At 59.6% G+C, this 17807-nt stretch carries 15 protein-coding genes; 7 read left to right on the forward strand and 8 right to left on the reverse strand.

Going from position 1 to position 17807, the window contains the following annotated elements:
* Positions 1-87: 87 nt before the first annotated feature.
* The 3 genes from KW842_RS20915 to glmU form a co-directional block, all read right to left on the reverse strand.
* Positions 88-2253: a TonB-dependent siderophore receptor gene (locus tag KW842_RS20915; protein ID WP_218306053.1), complete on the reverse strand. Its 2166-nt coding sequence runs from the start codon at positions 2251-2253 to the stop codon at positions 88-90.
* 66 nt (positions 2254-2319) lie between these two features.
* Positions 2320-2817: a sigma-70 family RNA polymerase sigma factor gene (locus KW842_RS20920; protein WP_373925217.1), complete on the reverse strand. Its 498-nt coding sequence runs from the start codon at positions 2815-2817 to the stop codon at positions 2320-2322.
* A gap of 410 nt (positions 2818-3227) precedes the next feature.
* A complete protein-coding gene (gene glmU, locus KW842_RS20925; RefSeq protein WP_218306055.1) occupies positions 3228-4592 on the reverse strand; it encodes a bifunctional UDP-N-acetylglucosamine diphosphorylase/glucosamine-1-phosphate N-acetyltransferase GlmU in 1365 nt (454 codons plus the stop codon).
* Between the two features lie 28 nt (positions 4593-4620).
* Here glmU and KW842_RS20930 point away from each other — a divergent pair, with 28 nt between their 5' ends.
* The 5 genes from KW842_RS20930 to KW842_RS20950 all read left to right on the forward strand — a co-directional run bounded on the left by KW842_RS20930 (position 4621) and on the right by KW842_RS20950 (position 7741).
* On the forward strand, positions 4621-5517 hold the full coding sequence (locus KW842_RS20930; protein ID WP_229223821.1) for a DUF6279 family lipoprotein: 897 nt from the start codon (positions 4621-4623) through the stop codon (positions 5515-5517).
* A gap of 52 nt (positions 5518-5569) precedes the next feature.
* Positions 5570-6217, forward strand: a complete 648-nt coding sequence (rsmD, locus tag KW842_RS20935) for a 16S rRNA (guanine(966)-N(2))-methyltransferase RsmD (RefSeq protein ID WP_218306056.1) — start codon at positions 5570-5572, stop codon at positions 6215-6217.
* A gap of 108 nt (positions 6218-6325) precedes the next feature.
* Positions 6326-6826, forward strand: coding sequence for a pantetheine-phosphate adenylyltransferase (gene coaD, locus KW842_RS20940; RefSeq protein ID WP_218306057.1), 501 nt, complete (start codon positions 6326-6328; stop codon positions 6824-6826).
* A gap of 12 nt (positions 6827-6838) precedes the next feature.
* Entirely contained in the window at positions 6839-7093 is a 255-nt protein-coding gene (locus tag KW842_RS20945) for a YfhL family 4Fe-4S dicluster ferredoxin (protein WP_218306058.1), read from the forward strand.
* Between the two features lie 57 nt (positions 7094-7150).
* On the forward strand, positions 7151-7741 hold the full coding sequence (locus tag KW842_RS20950; protein WP_218306059.1) for a chalcone isomerase family protein: 591 nt from the start codon (positions 7151-7153) through the stop codon (positions 7739-7741).
* Between the two features lie 15 nt (positions 7742-7756).
* On the opposite strand, the gene KW842_RS20955 is transcribed toward KW842_RS20950, so the two are convergent.
* The gene (locus KW842_RS20955; protein WP_218306060.1) at positions 7757-7951 is read right to left on the reverse strand and encodes a hypothetical protein; all 195 of its coding nucleotides are present in this window, start codon (positions 7949-7951) and stop codon (positions 7757-7759) included.
* A gap of 150 nt (positions 7952-8101) precedes the next feature.
* On the opposite strand from KW842_RS20955, the gene KW842_RS20960 reads away from it, so the two are divergent.
* Complete coding sequence (locus tag KW842_RS20960; protein WP_218306061.1) at positions 8102-9082, forward strand: LysR family transcriptional regulator; 981 nt, start codon at positions 8102-8104, stop codon at positions 9080-9082.
* 24 nt (positions 9083-9106) lie between these two features.
* Here KW842_RS20960 and KW842_RS20965 read toward each other — a convergent pair whose 3' ends face one another.
* Together KW842_RS20965 and KW842_RS20970 are read right to left on the reverse strand one after the other, a co-directional pair.
* Entirely contained in the window at positions 9107-10660 is a 1554-nt protein-coding gene (locus tag KW842_RS20965) for a methyl-accepting chemotaxis protein (protein ID WP_218306062.1), read from the reverse strand.
* A gap of 59 nt (positions 10661-10719) precedes the next feature.
* Positions 10720-11175, reverse strand: a complete 456-nt coding sequence (locus KW842_RS20970; RefSeq protein WP_008443393.1) for an Lrp/AsnC ligand binding domain-containing protein — start codon at positions 11173-11175, stop codon at positions 10720-10722.
* Between the two features lie 222 nt (positions 11176-11397).
* Between KW842_RS20970 and putA the strand changes: the two genes are divergently transcribed.
* Complete coding sequence (gene putA / locus KW842_RS20975; protein WP_218306063.1) at positions 11398-15051, forward strand: trifunctional transcriptional regulator/proline dehydrogenase/L-glutamate gamma-semialdehyde dehydrogenase; 3654 nt, start codon at positions 11398-11400, stop codon at positions 15049-15051.
* A 43-nt stretch (positions 15052-15094) separates the two neighbouring features.
* Here putA and KW842_RS20980 read toward each other — a convergent pair whose 3' ends face one another.
* Positions 15095-15781 (reverse strand): 5'-methylthioadenosine/adenosylhomocysteine nucleosidase, encoded by a 687-nt coding sequence (locus KW842_RS20980; protein ID WP_218306064.1) that lies wholly within the window; start codon positions 15779-15781, stop codon positions 15095-15097.
* Between the two features lie 374 nt (positions 15782-16155).
* Complete coding sequence (locus tag KW842_RS20985) at positions 16156-17799, reverse strand: diguanylate cyclase domain-containing protein (protein ID WP_373925216.1); 1644 nt, start codon at positions 17797-17799, stop codon at positions 16156-16158.
* Positions 17800-17807 lie beyond the last annotated feature (8 nt).

The raw sequence follows: 17807 nt of genomic DNA on the forward strand, positions 1-17807 counted from the left end.
TTTATACAGGGCTTTTCCTCAGCTTATGCACCCGCTTATCCCTGCAGTTTTCACAAGGATACACACAAGTTTATCCACAGATCGTTTTTAGAACTTGGCCGCCAGGGTCAGGCTAACGTTACGCGGCTCGCCCCAGAATACGCCATCGTAGAAGCCGACATTGCGGTAGTAGTTTTTGTCGGTTAGGTTGCTGATGTTTAATTGGGCACGCAGATTGCTGTTGATGTCATAGCCAGCAAACATGCTCAGCAACGCATAACCTCCTTGCGTCAGGCGTGATGTTTCGCTGGCCGGCGCCATCGGGCGGCCGTACCAGGACACGCTGTAGATCGAGCTTTGCGCTTGCACGCTGCCGCCCACGCGCAGGCCCGGCAGCACACGATCCAGCTTGTACGAGCTGGACAGGCGCAGCAGATGGCGCGGCTGGGTTGGTTCGCCACGCTCGCCATTGGCTTCCTTCACATTCAGATAGGTGTAGCCGCCGGCGATATTCCAGTCCGGCGACACCTGGCCCGAGACATCAAACTCGATGCCGCGCGCGGTGATGCCGTCGCCGTTGGCCACATAGGCCAGGCCGCCGTCCGGCAGGGTGAAACCGGCCGGCACGCTGCGGTCCAGCTGCGCCAGGTTTTTCTTCAGCGTACGGAAGACGGCCGCCGACGCGTTCAGTTTCTTGTCGAGGAATTCGCCTTTGATGCCGAGCTCGCTATTGGTGCCGGTCTGCGGTTTCAGCAGGGCGTTGTTCTTGTCGCGCGACGTTTGCGGCGAGAACAAGGTGGTGTAGCTGGCGTACAGCGACATCTGCTGATTCAGGTCGTAGACGATGCCAGCGTAAGGCGTGGTTTCGTTCTTGGTTTCCTGCAGATCGCTGCTGCCGGTGTATTTGCCACTGGTATCGAATTCCGAATTCTCGGTCCGATAGTTGCTCAGCCGCGCGCCGACGATCACCGTCAGCGGTTCAGTGATGCTGAAGCGCCCAGCCACATAGGCGCCGCCCAGCTTGACCTCGGTTTCCGAGTGCGAGCCGTCCGGCGTGAAGGTCGGCTTGGGAATATTGCCGGTCCAGTTGCGGTAATCGGGGATGGCGGCCGGATACAAAACCGTCGACTTGCCGTTCTGGCTGCTGCTGACTTGCTTGCCACCGTTCCAGCCGGCGATCAGCGTGTGCTGACGGCCTAACAGGCTGAACGGGCCAGTGACGTAGAGGTCGTAATTGTCGTCCACCGATTTGCCTTCGCCCCACACGCCGGTCCACAGGCGCATGCCGACGCCGGTGGCCGGATTCGGGTAACCGGCGCCGCCGTTGGCGACGGTGGTGTTGTTGCGGCTGTCGGTACGGGCGTAGCCCAGGTGCAGCTTCCAGCCTTCGCCGAAACGCTGGTCGATCGAGACAAAGGCGGTGTGCTGTTTATTGGCCCAGGTGCTCCATGGCGTGGTCAGCGTAAAGTTGCGCGGCAGATTGGCCAGCGTGCCATCGAAATTCCAGTAGGGCACCGCGCCCCAGGTGGCGCCGGTCGGCGTGTTGCGCTGGAAGTCGATGCCGGCGGCCAGCAGCGTGCCTGGCGTCAGATCGGCTTCAACGATGGCCATGCCGACGGTTTTGCGCTCATGGTACATGTCCATATAGGAATCGCGGTCCTGATGCGCGACCGCCACGCGGCCGCGCACCTTGCCGTCGCCGGTCAGTGGCGTACTCAGGTCGGCTTCAACGCGGCGGTCATTCCAGCGCTTGAAGGTGGCGCTGGCGCTGCCCTGTAGCGTTTTGCCCGGACGCTTGCGCACCATATTGACGGCAGCCGAGGGATCACCGGTGCCGCCCATCAGGCCGTTGGCGCCGCGGACGATTTCGATGCGGTCATACAGGATGGTGTCCGACAGCGGCGAATTGGAGCCCATAGGCATGCCGTCCACCTGGATGTTGGTGATGCTGAAGCCGCGCGAATAGAAGCTGGTGCGTTCGCTATCCATCTGACCGATCATCACGCCGGTGGTCAGGCCCAGCGCTTCGTCCAGCCGGGTCAGGCTGAAGTCGTCCATCAGTGCGCGGGTCACCACGCTGACCGATTGCGGCGTATCGCGGATCGACATTTCCATGCGGGTCGAGGTGTGGGCCGAGCCGGCCGAGTAAGAGTCGTCGCCATTGTTCTGGCCTTTGACTTCCACTTTGGTGATCTGTTCTTCGTCGGCAGCCATGGCCGGATAGGCGGCGCTCAGCGCCAGCGCCAGTGCCGTAATGTGCAGCTTGTGATGCATCGTTCATTCCCTTTTGTTGTGATTGGTAACCAGTAAGACCGGCGAGATCACAAAAGGGGACAGATTTTATGCGGTGGCCATCAAACATTGCATGAAAGCGGCCGCCATATAGCGTTTGACGGTGCGCACGGTGACGCCCAGCCGCTCGCCGATATCGCTATAGCCCAGGCCTTCCAGCTGCGACAGCAGGAAGGCTTCGCGCGCTTTCGGCGGCAGGCCATCGAGCATGCGGTCGATGTCATGCAGCGCTTCAAGTATCAGCAGCCGTTCCTCGGGCGATTGCGTGTAGCAGGGCGGCAGCTGGGCCAGCACTTCCAGGTAGGCGCGCTCCAGCGATTGACGTTCGGCGTAGTTGATCAGCAGCCGCTGCGCTACCGTGGCCAGGTAGGCGCGCGGCTCGCGCAGCTCGTTACAGCAGTGATCCGCCTGGCACAGGATGCGGATAAAGGTTTCCTGCGCCAGATCGGCCGCGTGATCGGCGCCGTTGACCTTGCGGCGTAGCCAGCCGAGCAGCCAGCTATGGTGGGCTGCGTACAACTGGCCAACTTCGGATCGGGGCGCAATATGGTGCACAACTAGCTACTTATTGAATGAGAATTATTCTCATTGTAACAGTTTCATACGCTGATATGCTTTTCTGTTGTTTTATCCCATGGTTATCAGCCAGATATACGAGGCTTTCCCACAGGTTTATACACAGCCTGGATATGTCCCAGAAATGTTATCCGGGGCTTATCCGCATCTTATTCAGCGTTTACTCAGGCGCTTACACACAGAGTTATGCACATTTGCTGAAAAACCGGGCTGTATGCGTGTGCAGATGGCGAAGCACATGCGTGGTATACCTCGCTTGCGAGTAAATGGCGTACTTGTACACCTGTTTTCCCGCTATTACCCAGACCTTACTCACATATTTATCCACAATAAGAAACGGCGCCCGCAGGCGCCGTTTGGCAACAAAGAATGGTTCCCGCTTATTTTTTGATCTTGACCGGACGGGTCCAGTTTTCAATGGTGACCTGGCGTGGCCGCGAGACGGTCAGCTTGCCGGCCGGTGCATCCTTGGTCAGCGTGGTGCCGGCGCCCAGCGTCGCGCCCTTGCCGACGGTGACAGGCGCCACCAGCTGGCTGTCGCTGCCGATGAAGGCGTCGTCTTCGATCACGGTGCGGAACTTGTTGGCACCGTCGTAATTGCAGGTGATGACGCCAGCGCCGATGTTGACGCGCGAACCGATGGTGGCGTCGCCGATATAAGCCAGGTGGTTGGCCTTGCTGTGCGCGGCCACCTGGCCGTTTTTGATTTCGACGAAATTACCCACATGCACATCCTCGGCCAGCACCGTACCAGGACGCAGGCGCGCATACGGACCGATCAGCGACGCTTCGCCGACCACCGCCTCTTCGATATGGCAGAAGGGCTTGATCTGCGCGCCAGCCAGGATGCGGGCGTTGACAATCACATTGTGGGCGGCGATATGCACGCCGTCGCCGATCTCGACCTTGCCTTCAAACACGCAACCGACGTCGATGGTGACATCGCGGCCGCAGACCAGCTCGCCGCGCACATCGATACGCGCCGGGTCCAGCAGCGTGACGCCCTGTTCCAGCAAGCGATTGGCGATATTGCGCTGATGGATGCGTTCCAGCTCGGCCAGCTGAACCTTGCTGTTGACGCCGGCCACTTCCCACTGCGCCGACGGTTGCGCCGACACCACCGGCACGCCATCCGCCACCGCCAGCGCGACGATATCGGTCAGGTAGTACTCGCCTTGGGCGTTTTCATTTTTCACCGCACCCAGCCACTGCTTCAGCCGCACGGTCGGCACGACCATGATGCCGCTGTTGATTTCCTTGATCGCGCGTTCGGCCTCGGTGGCGTCTTTTTGCTCGACGATGCGCACAATGTGGCCATTCTCACGAACGATTCTTCCCAAACCGGTAGGATCGTCCTGTTCGACAGTCAGAATGCCCAGCTTGTCGTTGCCAGCCGCGTGGATCAGCGCTTGCAGCGACGCGGCGGTGGTCAGCGGCACGTCGCCGTACAGGATCAGGGTAGGGACTTTGTCGTCCAGTTCCGGCAGCGCCTGCAGGACGGCGTGGCCAGTACCAAGCTGTTGTTCCTGCAACGCGGCAGCGATCTTCTCAGGCTGTTTGGCAAGCAGTTCCTGCACTGCTGCGCCGCCATGCCCGTAGATCACGCATAATCGGCTGGCGGACAGGCTGCGCGCCGTGTCCAACACATGCTGCAACAGCGGCTTGCCCGCCAGGGGATGTAAAACTTTCGGCAGCGCGGATTGCATGCGCTTGCCCATGCCGGCTGCAAGGATAACAACGTTCATAGAGGTGCCAAATCAAGTGAGTGTGTAAATGCAAAAGTCTAACATGCCCCTGTCGAGCCGCCGGACGCTGTACGGCCTGTTCCTGATCCTGCTCATGGCCATGCTGGCCGCCTGCAGCTCGCTGAAACTGGCGTATAACAATGGCGACACGCTGCTGTACTGGTGGCTGGACGGCTATGTCGACCTGAACGCCGAGCAAAAGGGCTGGGTGAAGGAAGATATCGACAAGCTGTTCCACTGGCACCGCAAGACGCAGCTGCAAGACTATATACAGATCCTGCAAACCGCGCAGCGCCAGCTGAGTGCCAGCCCGACCCAGGCCGACCTGCAAAACGATTACGACGAAATCAAGAAGCGCACCGAGGCGCTGCTGCTGAAAGCCACACCGGAGCTGGCGGAGCTGGCGCGCTCGCTGCAGCCCGAGCAGATCGCCACGCTGGAACGCAAGTTCGCCAACAACAACGCGGATTTCCGCAAAAAGAATATGCGCGGCGACAAGGAAGCGCAGCAGCGCTTCCGCTTCAAGAAATCGATGGAGCAATTCGAGCTGTGGTTTGGCAATTTCACCGACGAGCAGGAGGCGCAGATCCGCAAGGCATCCGACGCGCGTCCGCTGAACAATGAAATCTGGCTCGACGAGCGCACCCGCCGGCAAAACAGCATCCTGGCGCTGGCGCGCAAGGTGCAGAGCGAAAAGCTGGGCAAGGAGGCGACCCAGGCGCAAATCCAGACGCTGATCAAGGACGGCTTCCGCCGGCTCGACAATTCCGAGCGCAAAGCCTTCTTCGATGCCGCCGAGGAAGCCAACATCCAGCTGGTGCTGACCGTGATCAACCTGGCCACGCCGGCGCAGAAAGCCCATGCGCAGCGCCGCATGCAGGGCTGGATCGACGACTTCCGCAGCCTGTCGGCCGACCAGCGCTAGGTGGCTCTATGGTATGATGGCCTGTTGAATCAATGACTTAGAACAGCGCCACATGCCGAAGAAGCCTCCCAGCAAGCCAGCCAAACCCGCCAAAGTCCCGGTCCACGGTCCCCAGCACAGCAACCAGGTGCGGATTATCGGCGGCCAGTGGAAACGCACGCCGTTGCCGGTGCTGAGCGCACTGGGCCTGCGCCCGACGCCGGACCGCGTGCGCGAGACCGCGTTCAACTGGATCAATCACCAGCGCGACGCCTACTGGGCCAACGCGCAAGTGCTGGACCTGTTTGCCGGCAGCGGCGCATTGGGCTTTGAGGCGGCCAGCCGCGGCGCGCAGTCGGTCACCATGATCGACAGCAATGCGCAAGTCACCCGCCAGCTGGAAGAGATCAAGGCCAAGCTGAAAGCCGACAATGTACAGATCATGCGCGGCGACGCGCTGTCGGTGGCGCAGTCGGCCGCCACGCGCGGCCAGCGCTACGATCTGATCTTCCTTGATCCGCCTTACCAGCAAAGCTTCCTGGAAAAGACCCTGCCGCTGTGCCTCAAGCTGCTCAACGAAGGCGGCCTGGTGTACGCCGAGTCCGGCCTGTCGCTGGAATTCGCCGAAGGCGAGACGCCAGAGTGGCTGGCCAACTGGGAAGTAATCCGGGCTGACAAAGCCGGGATGGTGTTCTATCATTTATTAAAATACAAACCCTAATCGGCAGTATTTGCTGCTAAAACTGCCTCAAATTAAGGCATTTTTAAGCAAAACTCGATTTTCAGGCATAATGCGCGTTCTATATTGGTGCATCTGCAGGGAGCCGCAATGGTAGTAGCTGTTTATCCAGGAACTTTCGATCCGCTGACCCGTGGTCACGAAGATCTGGTGCGTCGCGCATCCGGTCTGTTCGACACGCTGGTGGTCGGTGTCGCCGACAGTCAGAACAAGAAGCCTTTCTTCTCGCTGGCGGAGCGCCTGGAAATTGCCAACGAAGTCCTGGGTCACTATCCGAATGTGAAAGTGGAGAGTTTCTCCGGCCTGCTGAAGGACTTCGTGCGCGCGCACGATGCGCGGGTGATCGTGCGCGGTCTGCGCGCGGTGTCCGACTTTGAGTACGAGTTCCAGATGGCGGGCATGAACCGCTACCTGTTGCCGGATGTCGAAACCATGTTTTTGACGCCGTCCGACCAGTATCAATTTATCTCCGGCACCATCGTGCGCGAAATCGCCATGCTGGGCGGGGATGTGTCCAAGTTTGTATTCCCATCGGTGGACCGTTGGCTGCAGAAGAAAATCGCCGCCAACCACACTGACCAGGCAAAGTAAGCGAGTTCTGTCATGGCCTTAATGATTACCGACGATTGTATTAATTGCGACGTGTGCGAGCCCGAGTGCCCGAACGACGCGATCTACATGGGCGCGGAAATTTACGAAATCAATCCGGATAAATGCACCGAGTGCGTAGGGCACTTCGATGAGCCGCAGTGCCAGCAGGTGTGCCCGGTCAGCTGCATCCCGTTCAATCCGGAATTCCGCGAAACCAAGGACCAGCTGTTCGCCAAGTTCGAGCTGCTGCAAGCCACCAAGGTCTGACCGCCCGCAGCGTCTCCACAGTGGTATAGTCGAATCACATCTATACCGGAGACCTTCATGAACCGTAGAACCACTCTGCACGCCCTGGCTGCGGCCGCCCTGTTTGCGGCCATGCCTTCCTTTGCCTTTGCCAACACCGAAGTGGCGGGCGTCAAATTCGATGATACGGTCACGGTGGCCGGCCAGCAGCTCAGGCTGAACGGCGCCGGTGTGCGCACCAAAGTCATCTTCAAGGTGTATGCAGCTGGCTTGTATCTGACGGAAAAGAAAACCACGGTAGCGGATGTGCTGGCGGTGGCCGGCCCGCGCCGCGTCGCCATCACCATGCTGCGCGAAGTCAGCTCGGAAGATTTCGGCAAGGCCTTCACCGACGGCATTAACACCAATACCAGCAAGGAAGACCGCAACAAGATCCTGCCGCAGATCATGAAGTTCGGCGAAGTGTTCGCGCAAACGCCGGTGCTGAAGAAGGGCGATCAATTGTCGCTGGACTGGACCCCGAACGAGGGCACCCAGTGCTATCTGAATGGAAAGAAAATCGGGGAATTGATGCCGGATGTAGCGTTCTATAACGCCGTCTTGCGTATCTGGCTGGGTGATAAGCCGGCCGATAGCTCACTCAAGCCGGCGTTGCTCGGCGAAAAGTAATGCTGCGTCGCAGTATCAGGCTCGCGTCGCCAGCTGGCGGCGCTGCAGACGCTGCTCGCGCGTCATTTTTGGTTTGACCACCAGCACGGCGGCGCGGATCAGGCCCAGTAGAAGCGGCTTGAACAGCACGATCAAACCACCACTCACAGCGATCAGCAGCGCCAGCTTGATAGCGGCGAACAGAGAAAAATCTTGTAATGCGGAAATCATGATGGACACAGTTTGGCTGTAGCTTTAGAATCTGATGTAACTATAGTGCGGCGCAACATAAGTATCCAATTGCAATTCTCGATAACAATTATGCGTTTCGTGAATGGACTGTGCTATCGTTATTTCTCCAACATCTCACCCTGAGCCCACATGAGCTTCCTGACGCTGGACCTGAACTTGCTGCGCGTATTCGACGCCGTGATGACAGAGCAAAATCTGACACGCGCCGCCGGCCATCTGGCCATGACCCAGCCTGCCGTTTCCAACGCCATCAAGCGCCTGCGCGAAAGCCTGGGCGACGAATTGCTGATCCGCACCGCCTACGGCGTCAAACCGACCCCGCGTGCGGAATCGCTGTGGCCGTCGGTGCGCAGCGCATTGGCCAGCCTGGAAGCGGCGGTCGCGCCGGAAACCTTTGACGTCTCGGCCGCGCACGCCACCTTCCGTATGGCGATGGCCGACGCCACCGCCGCCATGTGGCTGCCGTCGCTGATGCGTTCGATCGAAAGCGAAGCGCCGGGCATCAATGTGCGCATGGTGCCGCTGACCACGCGCGAACCCCGGCCGATGCTGCTGCGCGGCGATATCGACCTGGCCGTGGGCTTCTTTCCCGGCGTGGCGGCGCAGCTGTCGTACGAAACCGGTTCGCCTATCCGCCACGAACGCCTGTATTCGGGAAAATATGTGTGCGTGATGCGGCGCGACCATCCGCTGGCCAAGGTTGAGCTGAATCTGGATAACTATTGCGGCGCCAATCACCTGCTGGTGAGCTTCTCCGGCCGTGCGCACGGCCTGGTGGACGAGGCGCTGGCCCAGTTGCAGCGCGAACGCCGCATCCTGCTGACGGTGAACCAGTTCTTCACCGCCGGCCGGGTGGTGGCCAATTCGGACCTGGTGACGGTGCTGCCGCGCCACCTGATCGCGGCGACCGGCATGACCGACGCACTGGTGCACAAGGAATTGCCGTTCCAGCTGCCGGCGGTCCACCTGGACATGCTGTGGCACGAACGCGATGCGCGCAGCCCGGCGCACAAATGGCTGCGCACCCATCTGGAAAAAATGAACACCCAGACCCAGCGCGCGGTGAACACCGCGCCAGCACCTACCCAGGCGCCGGCTTCCACCCGCTGAGATTAGTGGCTACTTAGAGGCTGCTTAGTGGCTCGACCTGTAGCCAATGCGGAAACCGCCCCAGTGCTTGCCATGCACATAAATCGGCGCGGACAGGTCGTGCATCACCTCGCCGGTATCCCGTTTATACGTCTGTAGCAAAAACAGCTTGGTATTCGCGCCGCAGCGCTTGCCGGTGCGGTCGCTGAAAATCCGCTTGGTGCGATTGTTGACGATGTCGACATCGTAGTTGCCGGTCAGCGGCTGCGAGAACTTCTTGTTGTGGGTGGGAAAATAGCCGTTGTTATCCACAGCGCCGGCATAAGCCAGCTGCGGCATGGCCGCCAGCAATTCCTCCTGCAAGGGCGGCAGCACTCGGTCGGTGAAATCGTCGAAGCGGGTCTTGTGCTTGGGCGGATCGGTATTCGGAATCGGCGTGTACTTGCGGTCCCACAAGGCCTCCGCCGCGATCTTGCCGCTGGCGATGGCCTGCTCAAACAACTTGCCCACTTCTTCCGCCGCGCGCTGCGCCGCCATGCGGATTTCATCGTGCGAGGTTTCAATCGACGACTCGCCCAGCGCGCCGGTGATGATTTCCGCGCGTTCCGCCAGCGCCATCGCCGAACTGGCCGCACGCGGCAATTCCTTCTCGGTGGACAACAGACTGTCGCGGATGCTGGCGATGGCCTGGGCGATTTCCTCGGTGGTGGCGACGTGCTCGCGCGAGGCGCGTGCAATCTGGCCAATCTCATCTTCCGACACGCCCGACGATTGCTCGATATTACCCAGCAGCCCGTGCACGGTTTCCACATTGCCGGCCGCCTCGCTGACCTTGACCGCCAGCGAATGCATGCCGGTGGCGGCCTTTTCCGCCTGCTGGTTAATCTCGCGCACCATGGCGCTGATTTCATCGGTGGCTTCCTTGGTGCGCAACGCCAGCTGGCGCACTTCGCTGGCGACCACGGCAAAGCCGCGCCCCTGCTCGCCGGCGCGCGCTGCCTCGATGGCGGCATTCAGCGCCAGCAAGTTGGTGCGCGCCGAGATTTCGCTGATGGCCTCGGTAAAACCATAGATTTTGCGGGAATTGGTTTGCAGCGCAGTCATCACCGACGCGGCGGCTTGCGCGTCTTCGCGCGCGGTACGGATGCGTTGCAGGCCGTTGTCAGCCTCGGCGCGCCCGGCCACGGTTTCGCCGCGCACCTGGGCGGCAATTTTGGCGGCGCGCTCGGCATTGGCAGCGATGCGCTCGGTGGTGTCGGCGTTCTGCGCCGAGCTGTGGACGATGCCGCCGGCGGTACGGACATCCAGCTCGATTTTCTTCTTCACCGAATCGACGAAGTACGAGGTTTCCGCCGCGCCGATCATGATCGCGTCGATTTCATCGCCGACAGTGTGGGCAAAATGCCGCACGCCGCCCTCGTCGCTGTTCTGCCGCGACGCCCACCAGGCGATGACGGCGCCGCCCAGCGCGGCCGGAACGGCAGCCGTGAGCGGCCCCGCGCCCGCCAGGTTAAACAAATACGCGAGGCAGGTTCCGCCCGCCGTCGCACCCAAAATCCACAATCCACGTTGCACCAACTTATGCTGCAAAAGCTTCATCTGTCCCCCGTTTTTAACAACAGGCGCCTTGGGCGTCTCCAAATATTATTTCTGCGATGCTATTTTATGGGCAACTTGGTGGTATTCTTAACTTCTTCCATGACAGCGTAGGTGTGGGTTTCACGTACACCTTTCTGCAACAGGGTTTTACCCAGGAATTCGCGGTAGGCCGCCATGTCCTTGACGCGGGCTTTGACCAGGTAGTCGAAGCCGCCGGCAACCATGTGGCATTCCAGCACTTCCGGGATCACCTGCACGCTGTGCTTGAAGGCGTCGAATACTTCGGGTGTGGTGCGGTCCAGCACCACCTCGATAAAGACCAGCAGGGACACGTCGAGCAACTGCGGATTCAGTTGCGCGGTATAGCCCATGATATACCCGGACTCGTGCAGCTTGCGCACACGTTCCAGGCAGGCAGCGGGCGACAGATTCACCCGCGCGGCCAGCTCCACATTGGAGATACGGCCATCGCTCTGCAACTCCATCAAGATTTTTTTGCTGATCTTGTCTAACATTTCCGGGAACTCCCAAATAAATATTATTTGGTTAAATTGTCTCACTAAAAACTATCTATTGCTAGCCCCCCGCATTACCAGAATTAATCCGAAAGAATACCCTCTACAATCGAATCATTAGCAGTTCACTGATTTGACCAAAAATTTCACGCTCGCCGGCGCTGCCGACGGGCGTGTTTTTGTACGTGGACCGGCTCAAAAATTTCTTTCTGAAAGTTCTCCATGCAAGCAGTAACCTCTTCCGGTTTCACCCCGTTTGCCGCCCTGCAGGCGGAGATCCTGCGCGACCCGATTCCCCTGCGCGCAGCAGTGACGGCGGCCTATCGCAAAGACGAAATCAGCGCTGTTCAATGGCTGCTCGGCCAGCTCGACAAACACGACGATGTCAGCATTCAGCAAGCCCAGCAACTGGCCTATAAACTGGTCAGTTCGGTGCGTACGGAACGCACCCGCGCATCCGGCGTGGATGCGCTGATGCACGAGTTTTCGCTGTCCTCAGATGAGGGTGTGGCGCTGATGTGCCTGGCCGAAGCACTGTTGCGTATTCCCGACAATGCCACCGCCGACCGCCTGATTGCCGACAAAATCAGCAAAGGCGACTGGCGCAAACACCTCGGCGAATCGCCTTCGCTGTTCGTCAACGCGGCCACCTGGGGCCTGCTGATCACCGGCAAGCTGGTGTCGACCAATAGCGAAGCCGGCCTGGGCTCGGCGCTGACCAAGCTGATTTCCAAGGGCGGCGAGCCGCTGATCCGCAAAGGCGTGGATCTGGCGATGCGCATGCTGGGCAACCAGTTCGTCACCGGCCAGACCATCGATGAGGCGATCAAGAACGGTCAGGCCAACGAGGCGCGCGGCTATCGCTATTCCTACGACATGCTGGGCGAAGCGGCGCTGACCGAAGCGGACGCGCGCAACTACTACGCCTCCTACGAAACCGCGATTCACGCGATCGGCAAGGCCTCGAACGGCCGCGGCATCCGCAACGGCCCTGGCATTTCGGTGAAACTGTCGGCGCTGCACCCGCGCTACAGCCGCGCCCAGCGCGGCCGCGTGATGGACGAGCTGCTGCCGCGCGTGCGCGAACTGGTGCTGCTGGCCAAGCACTATAACATCGGCCTGAATATCGATGCGGAAGAGGCCGATCGCCTGGAATTGTCGCTGGACCTGATGGAAGCGCTGGCGCACGATCCGGCACTGGCCGGTTTCGAGGGCATCGGCTTTGTGGTGCAGGCCTACCAGAAGCGCTGCCCGTTCGTGATCGACTACCTGATCGACCTGGCCAGGCGCAGCGGCCGCAAGTTCATGGTGCGGCTGGTCAAAGGCGCGTACTGGGATGCGGAAATCAAGCGCGCCCAGGTGGACGGCATGAGCGGCTATCCGGTCTACACCCGCAAGGTCTACACCGACGTGTCCTACCTGGTGTGCGCACAAAAACTGCTGGGCGCCGGTGGCCTGATCTATCCACAGTTTGCCACCCACAACGCGCAAACGCTGTCGACCATCTATACCTGGGCCAAGCGCGACGGCATCACCGATTACGAATTCCAATGCCTGCACGGCATGGGCGAATCGCTGTACGACCAGGTGGTCGGCAAGGACAACCTGGACAAGCCGTGCCGCATTTATGCGCCGGTCGGCACCCATGAAACGCTGCTGGCCTATCTGGTGCGCCGCCTGCTGGAAAACGGCGCCAACTCGTCCTTCGTCAACCAGATCGTCGACGAAGCGATCCCGATCGAATCGCTGCTGCGCGATCCGGTTGCTGCCGCCCGCGAACAAGGCGGCCAGCCGCACGCCGGCATCGCCCTGCCGCTGGAGATGTTCGGCGCGGCGCGCAAGAACTCGGCCGGCTTCGACCTGGCCAATGAAAACGTGCTGCGCGAAATTTCCGAAGCGCTGGCCGCGCCGCGCAGCTGGCATGCCGCGCCATTGCTGGCAGGCGGCGTCAGTGCCGGCCAGCCGGTGCAGGATGTCACCAATCCGGCGCAGCGCGGCGACATCGTCGGCCAACTGGTCGAAGCCAGCGCCACCGACGTGGAAGTCGCGCTGACCAGCGCCAGCGCTTTCGCCATGGACTGGCAGACCACCGAACCGTCGGTGCGCGCCGCGGCCCTGCAAACAGCCGCCGACCTGTTTGAAGCCAACGCCATGGAACTGATGACGCTGGCCATCCGTGAAGCCGGCAAATCGCTGCCAAATGCGATCGCCGAGCTCCGCGAAGCGGTCGATTTCCTGCGCTACTACGCGGCGGAAGTCAGCGGTTCGACCAACACCATCGCGCTGGGTCCCGTCACTTGCATCAGCCCTTGGAATTTCCCGCTGGCGATTTTCACCGGCCAGGTAGCGGCCTCGCTGGCCGCCGGCAACGTGGTGCTGGCCAAGCCGGCCGAGCAAACGCCGCTGATCGCGCACCGCGCGGTGGAGCTGCTGCACGAAGCAGGCGTGCCGCGCGCGGCGCTGCAATTCCTGCCGGGCCGTGGTGAAGTAGTAGGTGCAGCGCTGACTGGCGACAGCCGCGTCAAAGGCGTGATTTTCACCGGCTCGACCGAAGTGGCGCAGCTGATCAACCGCACACTGGCCAAGCGCGCCACCGCCGAAAATGTCGACATTCCGCTGATCGCCGAGACCGGTGGCCAGAACGCCATGATCGTCGACTCGTCGGCACTGCCGGAACAGGTGGTGCAGGATGCGATTTCATCGGCCTTCGACAGCGCCGGCCAGCGCTGCTCAGCGCTGCGGGTGCTGTTCCTGCAGGAAGATATTGCCGACAAGACCATCAAAATGCTCAAAGGCGCGATGCGCGAGCTGAAAGTCGGCTCGCCGGACCGCCTGGTCACCGATATCGGCCCGGTGATCGACGCCGAGGCGCAGCAAAACCTGCTGTCCCACATCAACAAGCTGAAGGCAACGGCGGTGGATTACTACTCGCTCGATCTGCCGTCGGAAGTCACCAGCGCCGGCACCTTTGTGCCGCCAACGGTGCTGGAAATCCGCTCGCTGGCCGAGCTGACCCAGGAAGTGTTCGGCCCGGTGATGCACGTGATCCGCTACAAGCGTTCGGAGTTGCCGAAAGTGGTGGAGCAGATCAACGCCAGCGGCTTCGGCCTGACCTTGGGCGTGCATTCGCGCATCGATGAAACCATCGACTACATCGCCAACCGCGCGCACGTCGGCAACATTTACATCAACCGCAATATCGTCGGCGCGGTAGTCGGTGTGCAGCCGTTTGGCGGCGAAGGCAAATCCGGCACCGGCCCGAAGGCCGGCGGCCCGCTGTACCTGAAACGCCTGCAACACAGCGCCACCACGGCGCCGGTGCACGAACGCCAGACTTCGCCATCGCTGGATGCGCTGATCGGCTGGTCGAAAAAACACGGCCATGAGCGCGTCACCAGCCTGGCTGAGCAATACAGCCGTTCGACCATGCTGGGCATGCTGACCACCTTGCCGGGCCCAACCGGCGAGCGCAACACGCTGGCGCTGGTGGCCCGTGGTGCGGTCGCTTGCGTGGCCGGCACGCTGGAAGGCTTGCTGAATCAGCTCGCGGCGGTGCTGGCGACTGGCAATATCGCGCTGGTCAGCGGTGCGACCGCGCACTTGTTGCCAGCCGACCTGCCTGCAGCCGTCAAGGACCGTATCCAGACCGTCCCAAGCCTGGATGACTGCGAGTTCCAGATCGCGCTGGTGGAGTCGATGATGGCCAAGAGCCAGCATAACCCGCTGGCGGCCCGTAGCGGGGCGCTGGTGGGCCTGATCAGCACCAATGAGGAGAGCAGCATCCCGCTGTGGCGTTTGCTTGCTGAGCGCGCTCTGTGCGTGAATACGACGGCAGCGGGCGGCAATGCCAGCCTGATGACGCTGGAAGCTGCGTAATTTTTGCGCAAATCAAGCAAAAGCCGGGTTCGCCCGGCTTTTTTTACGCCTTGCAGAAGTTGTGGATGACATCAAACGCGTAGCGCGAGGCCACGGTTTTGATGAAATGCATGAAATCGACAGCGGCATCGTCGTTGGCGTTGTCCGAGATCGTTCGGATCACGGCAAACGGAATTCCCAGCTCAAAACACACTTGCGCGACCGCAGCGCCTTCCATTTCCACTGCCAATACACCTGGCAAAGCCGCTTTCAGTGCCTGAATTTGCGTCAGTTTGCCGATAAATTGGTCACCACTGGCGATCAATCCGCGATGCACGCGCGTGATGGGCGCAGCAGCGCCAGCCAGTTTTTCCGTCAACGCGACGTCGGTGGCAAAGCTGGATAGCCCGGTCAGCGGGATTTCAAACTGGGGAAACAGCGGGCTGGCATCAAAATCGTGCTGGATCAGCGATTCGGCGACCACAATATCGCCGACTTTGACGTTTTTATCCCCGCTACCGGCGACACCGGTAAAAATAATGTGGGTAACTCCAAACTTCTCCACAAGGATTGCAGCTGTCATTGCCGCAGCAACCTTGCCTATACGCGATAAAACGCACACAGCGTCGATTTCCCAGAGTTTTCCGCTCGTGTACTCACGCATGCCGTGAATGCGCCTGGAGGGGCTCTGAAGGGCTTCTATGAGCCCATGCTGTTCTTCAGCCAAAGCGCTGATGATGCCTAAACGCATACTTTTCCTTCAAATCTTGAGTTTTGCCTGTGGAGTTCCAGCGCTTTTTCCACAACGCGTAGCGAAAAAAAATGCATTTTAAGGCGTTTTTCGCTGTGTAGATGGCTTTCAGATGACGAGCAGCCGTGTGGTTGCCTCTGTGACTTCGCAGAATCACGGTTTTAGTAGTTTACAAAAGGTTTATATAAAAATAGTGGTAATAGTAAACGCGTAATTTTCTGTGGATAAGTCATGTATACGTTTACAAATCATTTGTTTACAGCGTAAACAACCAGCTGCATAAGGGTTGTACTAGCGGCAGGACATTTTTTGGATAAAATGTGTGCCTGTGGTCAAAATAGTGCTTAGCCACATCTCGTCCTGTGGATATCCAATCACTTATTCACAGGAGCATAGTAATTTGAGCGATTTCGGCCCTGCTGCTTGGCCAGATACATCGCCTGATCGGCGTTTTTCAGCAAAGTTTCGGCATCCGCACCATCTTTGGGGTACAAAGCGATGCCGATGCTGCTCGAAATATGAGCAGTCTGGTCCTCAAGCTGGAATGGCGAGTTCATTTTCTGCAGGATTTCCTGCACGGTGCGGCCGACATCGCCGGCATTGCGCAGTTCGCTGAGGATGACAGTGAACTCATCTCCCCCCAGCCTGGCCACGGTATCGGTGCTGCGTACGCAGCTAAGCAGCCGGTTTGCCACTTCTTTAAGCAGTAAATCGCCTTTATCGTGGCCCTGGGTGTCGTTGACTTCCTTGAAGTGGTCCAGATCGACAAATACCAGCGCCATCGGTAGCTTGGAGCGGTCGGTTTTCTTCATTTCCTTGCGCAGATGCTCGTGGAACATGCGGCGGTTCGGCAATCCGGTCAGGGTATCGAAGTTGGCCTGGCGCCAGATCAGTTCTTCCGACGCTTTTTTCTGTGTGATATCGCTCATCAAGGCGACGTAGCGGAAAGGATTTGCCTGTTCGTCGTGGACGGTGTTGACGGTCATCGCCACCAGCAGTTCGTCGCCGTCCTTGTTGCGGTGCCAGACTTCACCTTTCCAGTAGCCGTTTTGCGCCATGCATTCGAACAGGCGGTCGAAAAATACCTGGTCGTGGCAGTTGGAGGCAAGCTCATAGGCGTGATGGTTGGCCAGTTCTTTTTCGGTATAGCCGCTAAGCAGGGAAAATGCCGGGTTCACGGTCAGAATCTGGCCTTGGGCGTTGGTCACCATCATGCCTTCGCCGCTGTTCTGGAAAATCAGCGACGCCAGTTTCATCGATTCTTCGTTGGCCAGCAGCTTTTTTTCCATTTCCCGGCTGGCGTTGTACAGCATGCGGTAGCGCAGTTCGCGTTCTTCCTGGCGGCTGTAAGTGCGTAATGAAAAATGGCCGGCGCCCAGCATCAGCAGCAACAGGATGGCCAGCCCGCCACCGCCTATCAGGTAATTTTGTTGCAGCAAGCGGGTGCTTTCAGTGTCATTGCTGCCGACGGTGATGATCAGCGGCAGTCCTTGAATCACGCGATAGCTGAAAACCCGGCTCACCTTGTCGAACACGCTGATCGATTTATAGCTGCCGGCAGGGGCAATACGCACGTTGTCGAACAGGACGGTGCCGCGCAAATCTCGGCCAAAGGCTTGCTCCGAGTTCGGCACGCGGGCGATCACCTTGCCATTAGCGTGGATCAGCGCGACGGAAATATCCGAATTGAAGCGCGAATTGGCAAAGACTTTGAGATAGCGGTCGACATTCATCGGCGCTGCGACGACGCCCAGGAACTCGCCTTTGGCAGTTTCCACCCTGCGGCTCAGGAAAAACAGCTTTTTCTTGCTGACTCTACCCTCCGATGGTTCGCCAATGAACAGTTTTCCCTGGGAAGCCTTGTCGACGTGGACTTTGAAGTAATCGCGGTCTGCATAGTTGGCGCCGATGACGCTGTTGCCGATGGACGTGGCAACCGCCTTGCCTTTGGGATCGATGAAGGTGATCCAGTAGTCGCTGTTGAAACTGGACTCACGCGAGGAAAGCAGGTCAGTCATGGTTTCCG

The organism is Duganella sp. sic0402 (genome assembly GCF_019219065.1).
In the GTDB taxonomy this organism is placed as follows: Bacteria; Pseudomonadota; Gammaproteobacteria; order Burkholderiales; family Burkholderiaceae_D; genus Rugamonas.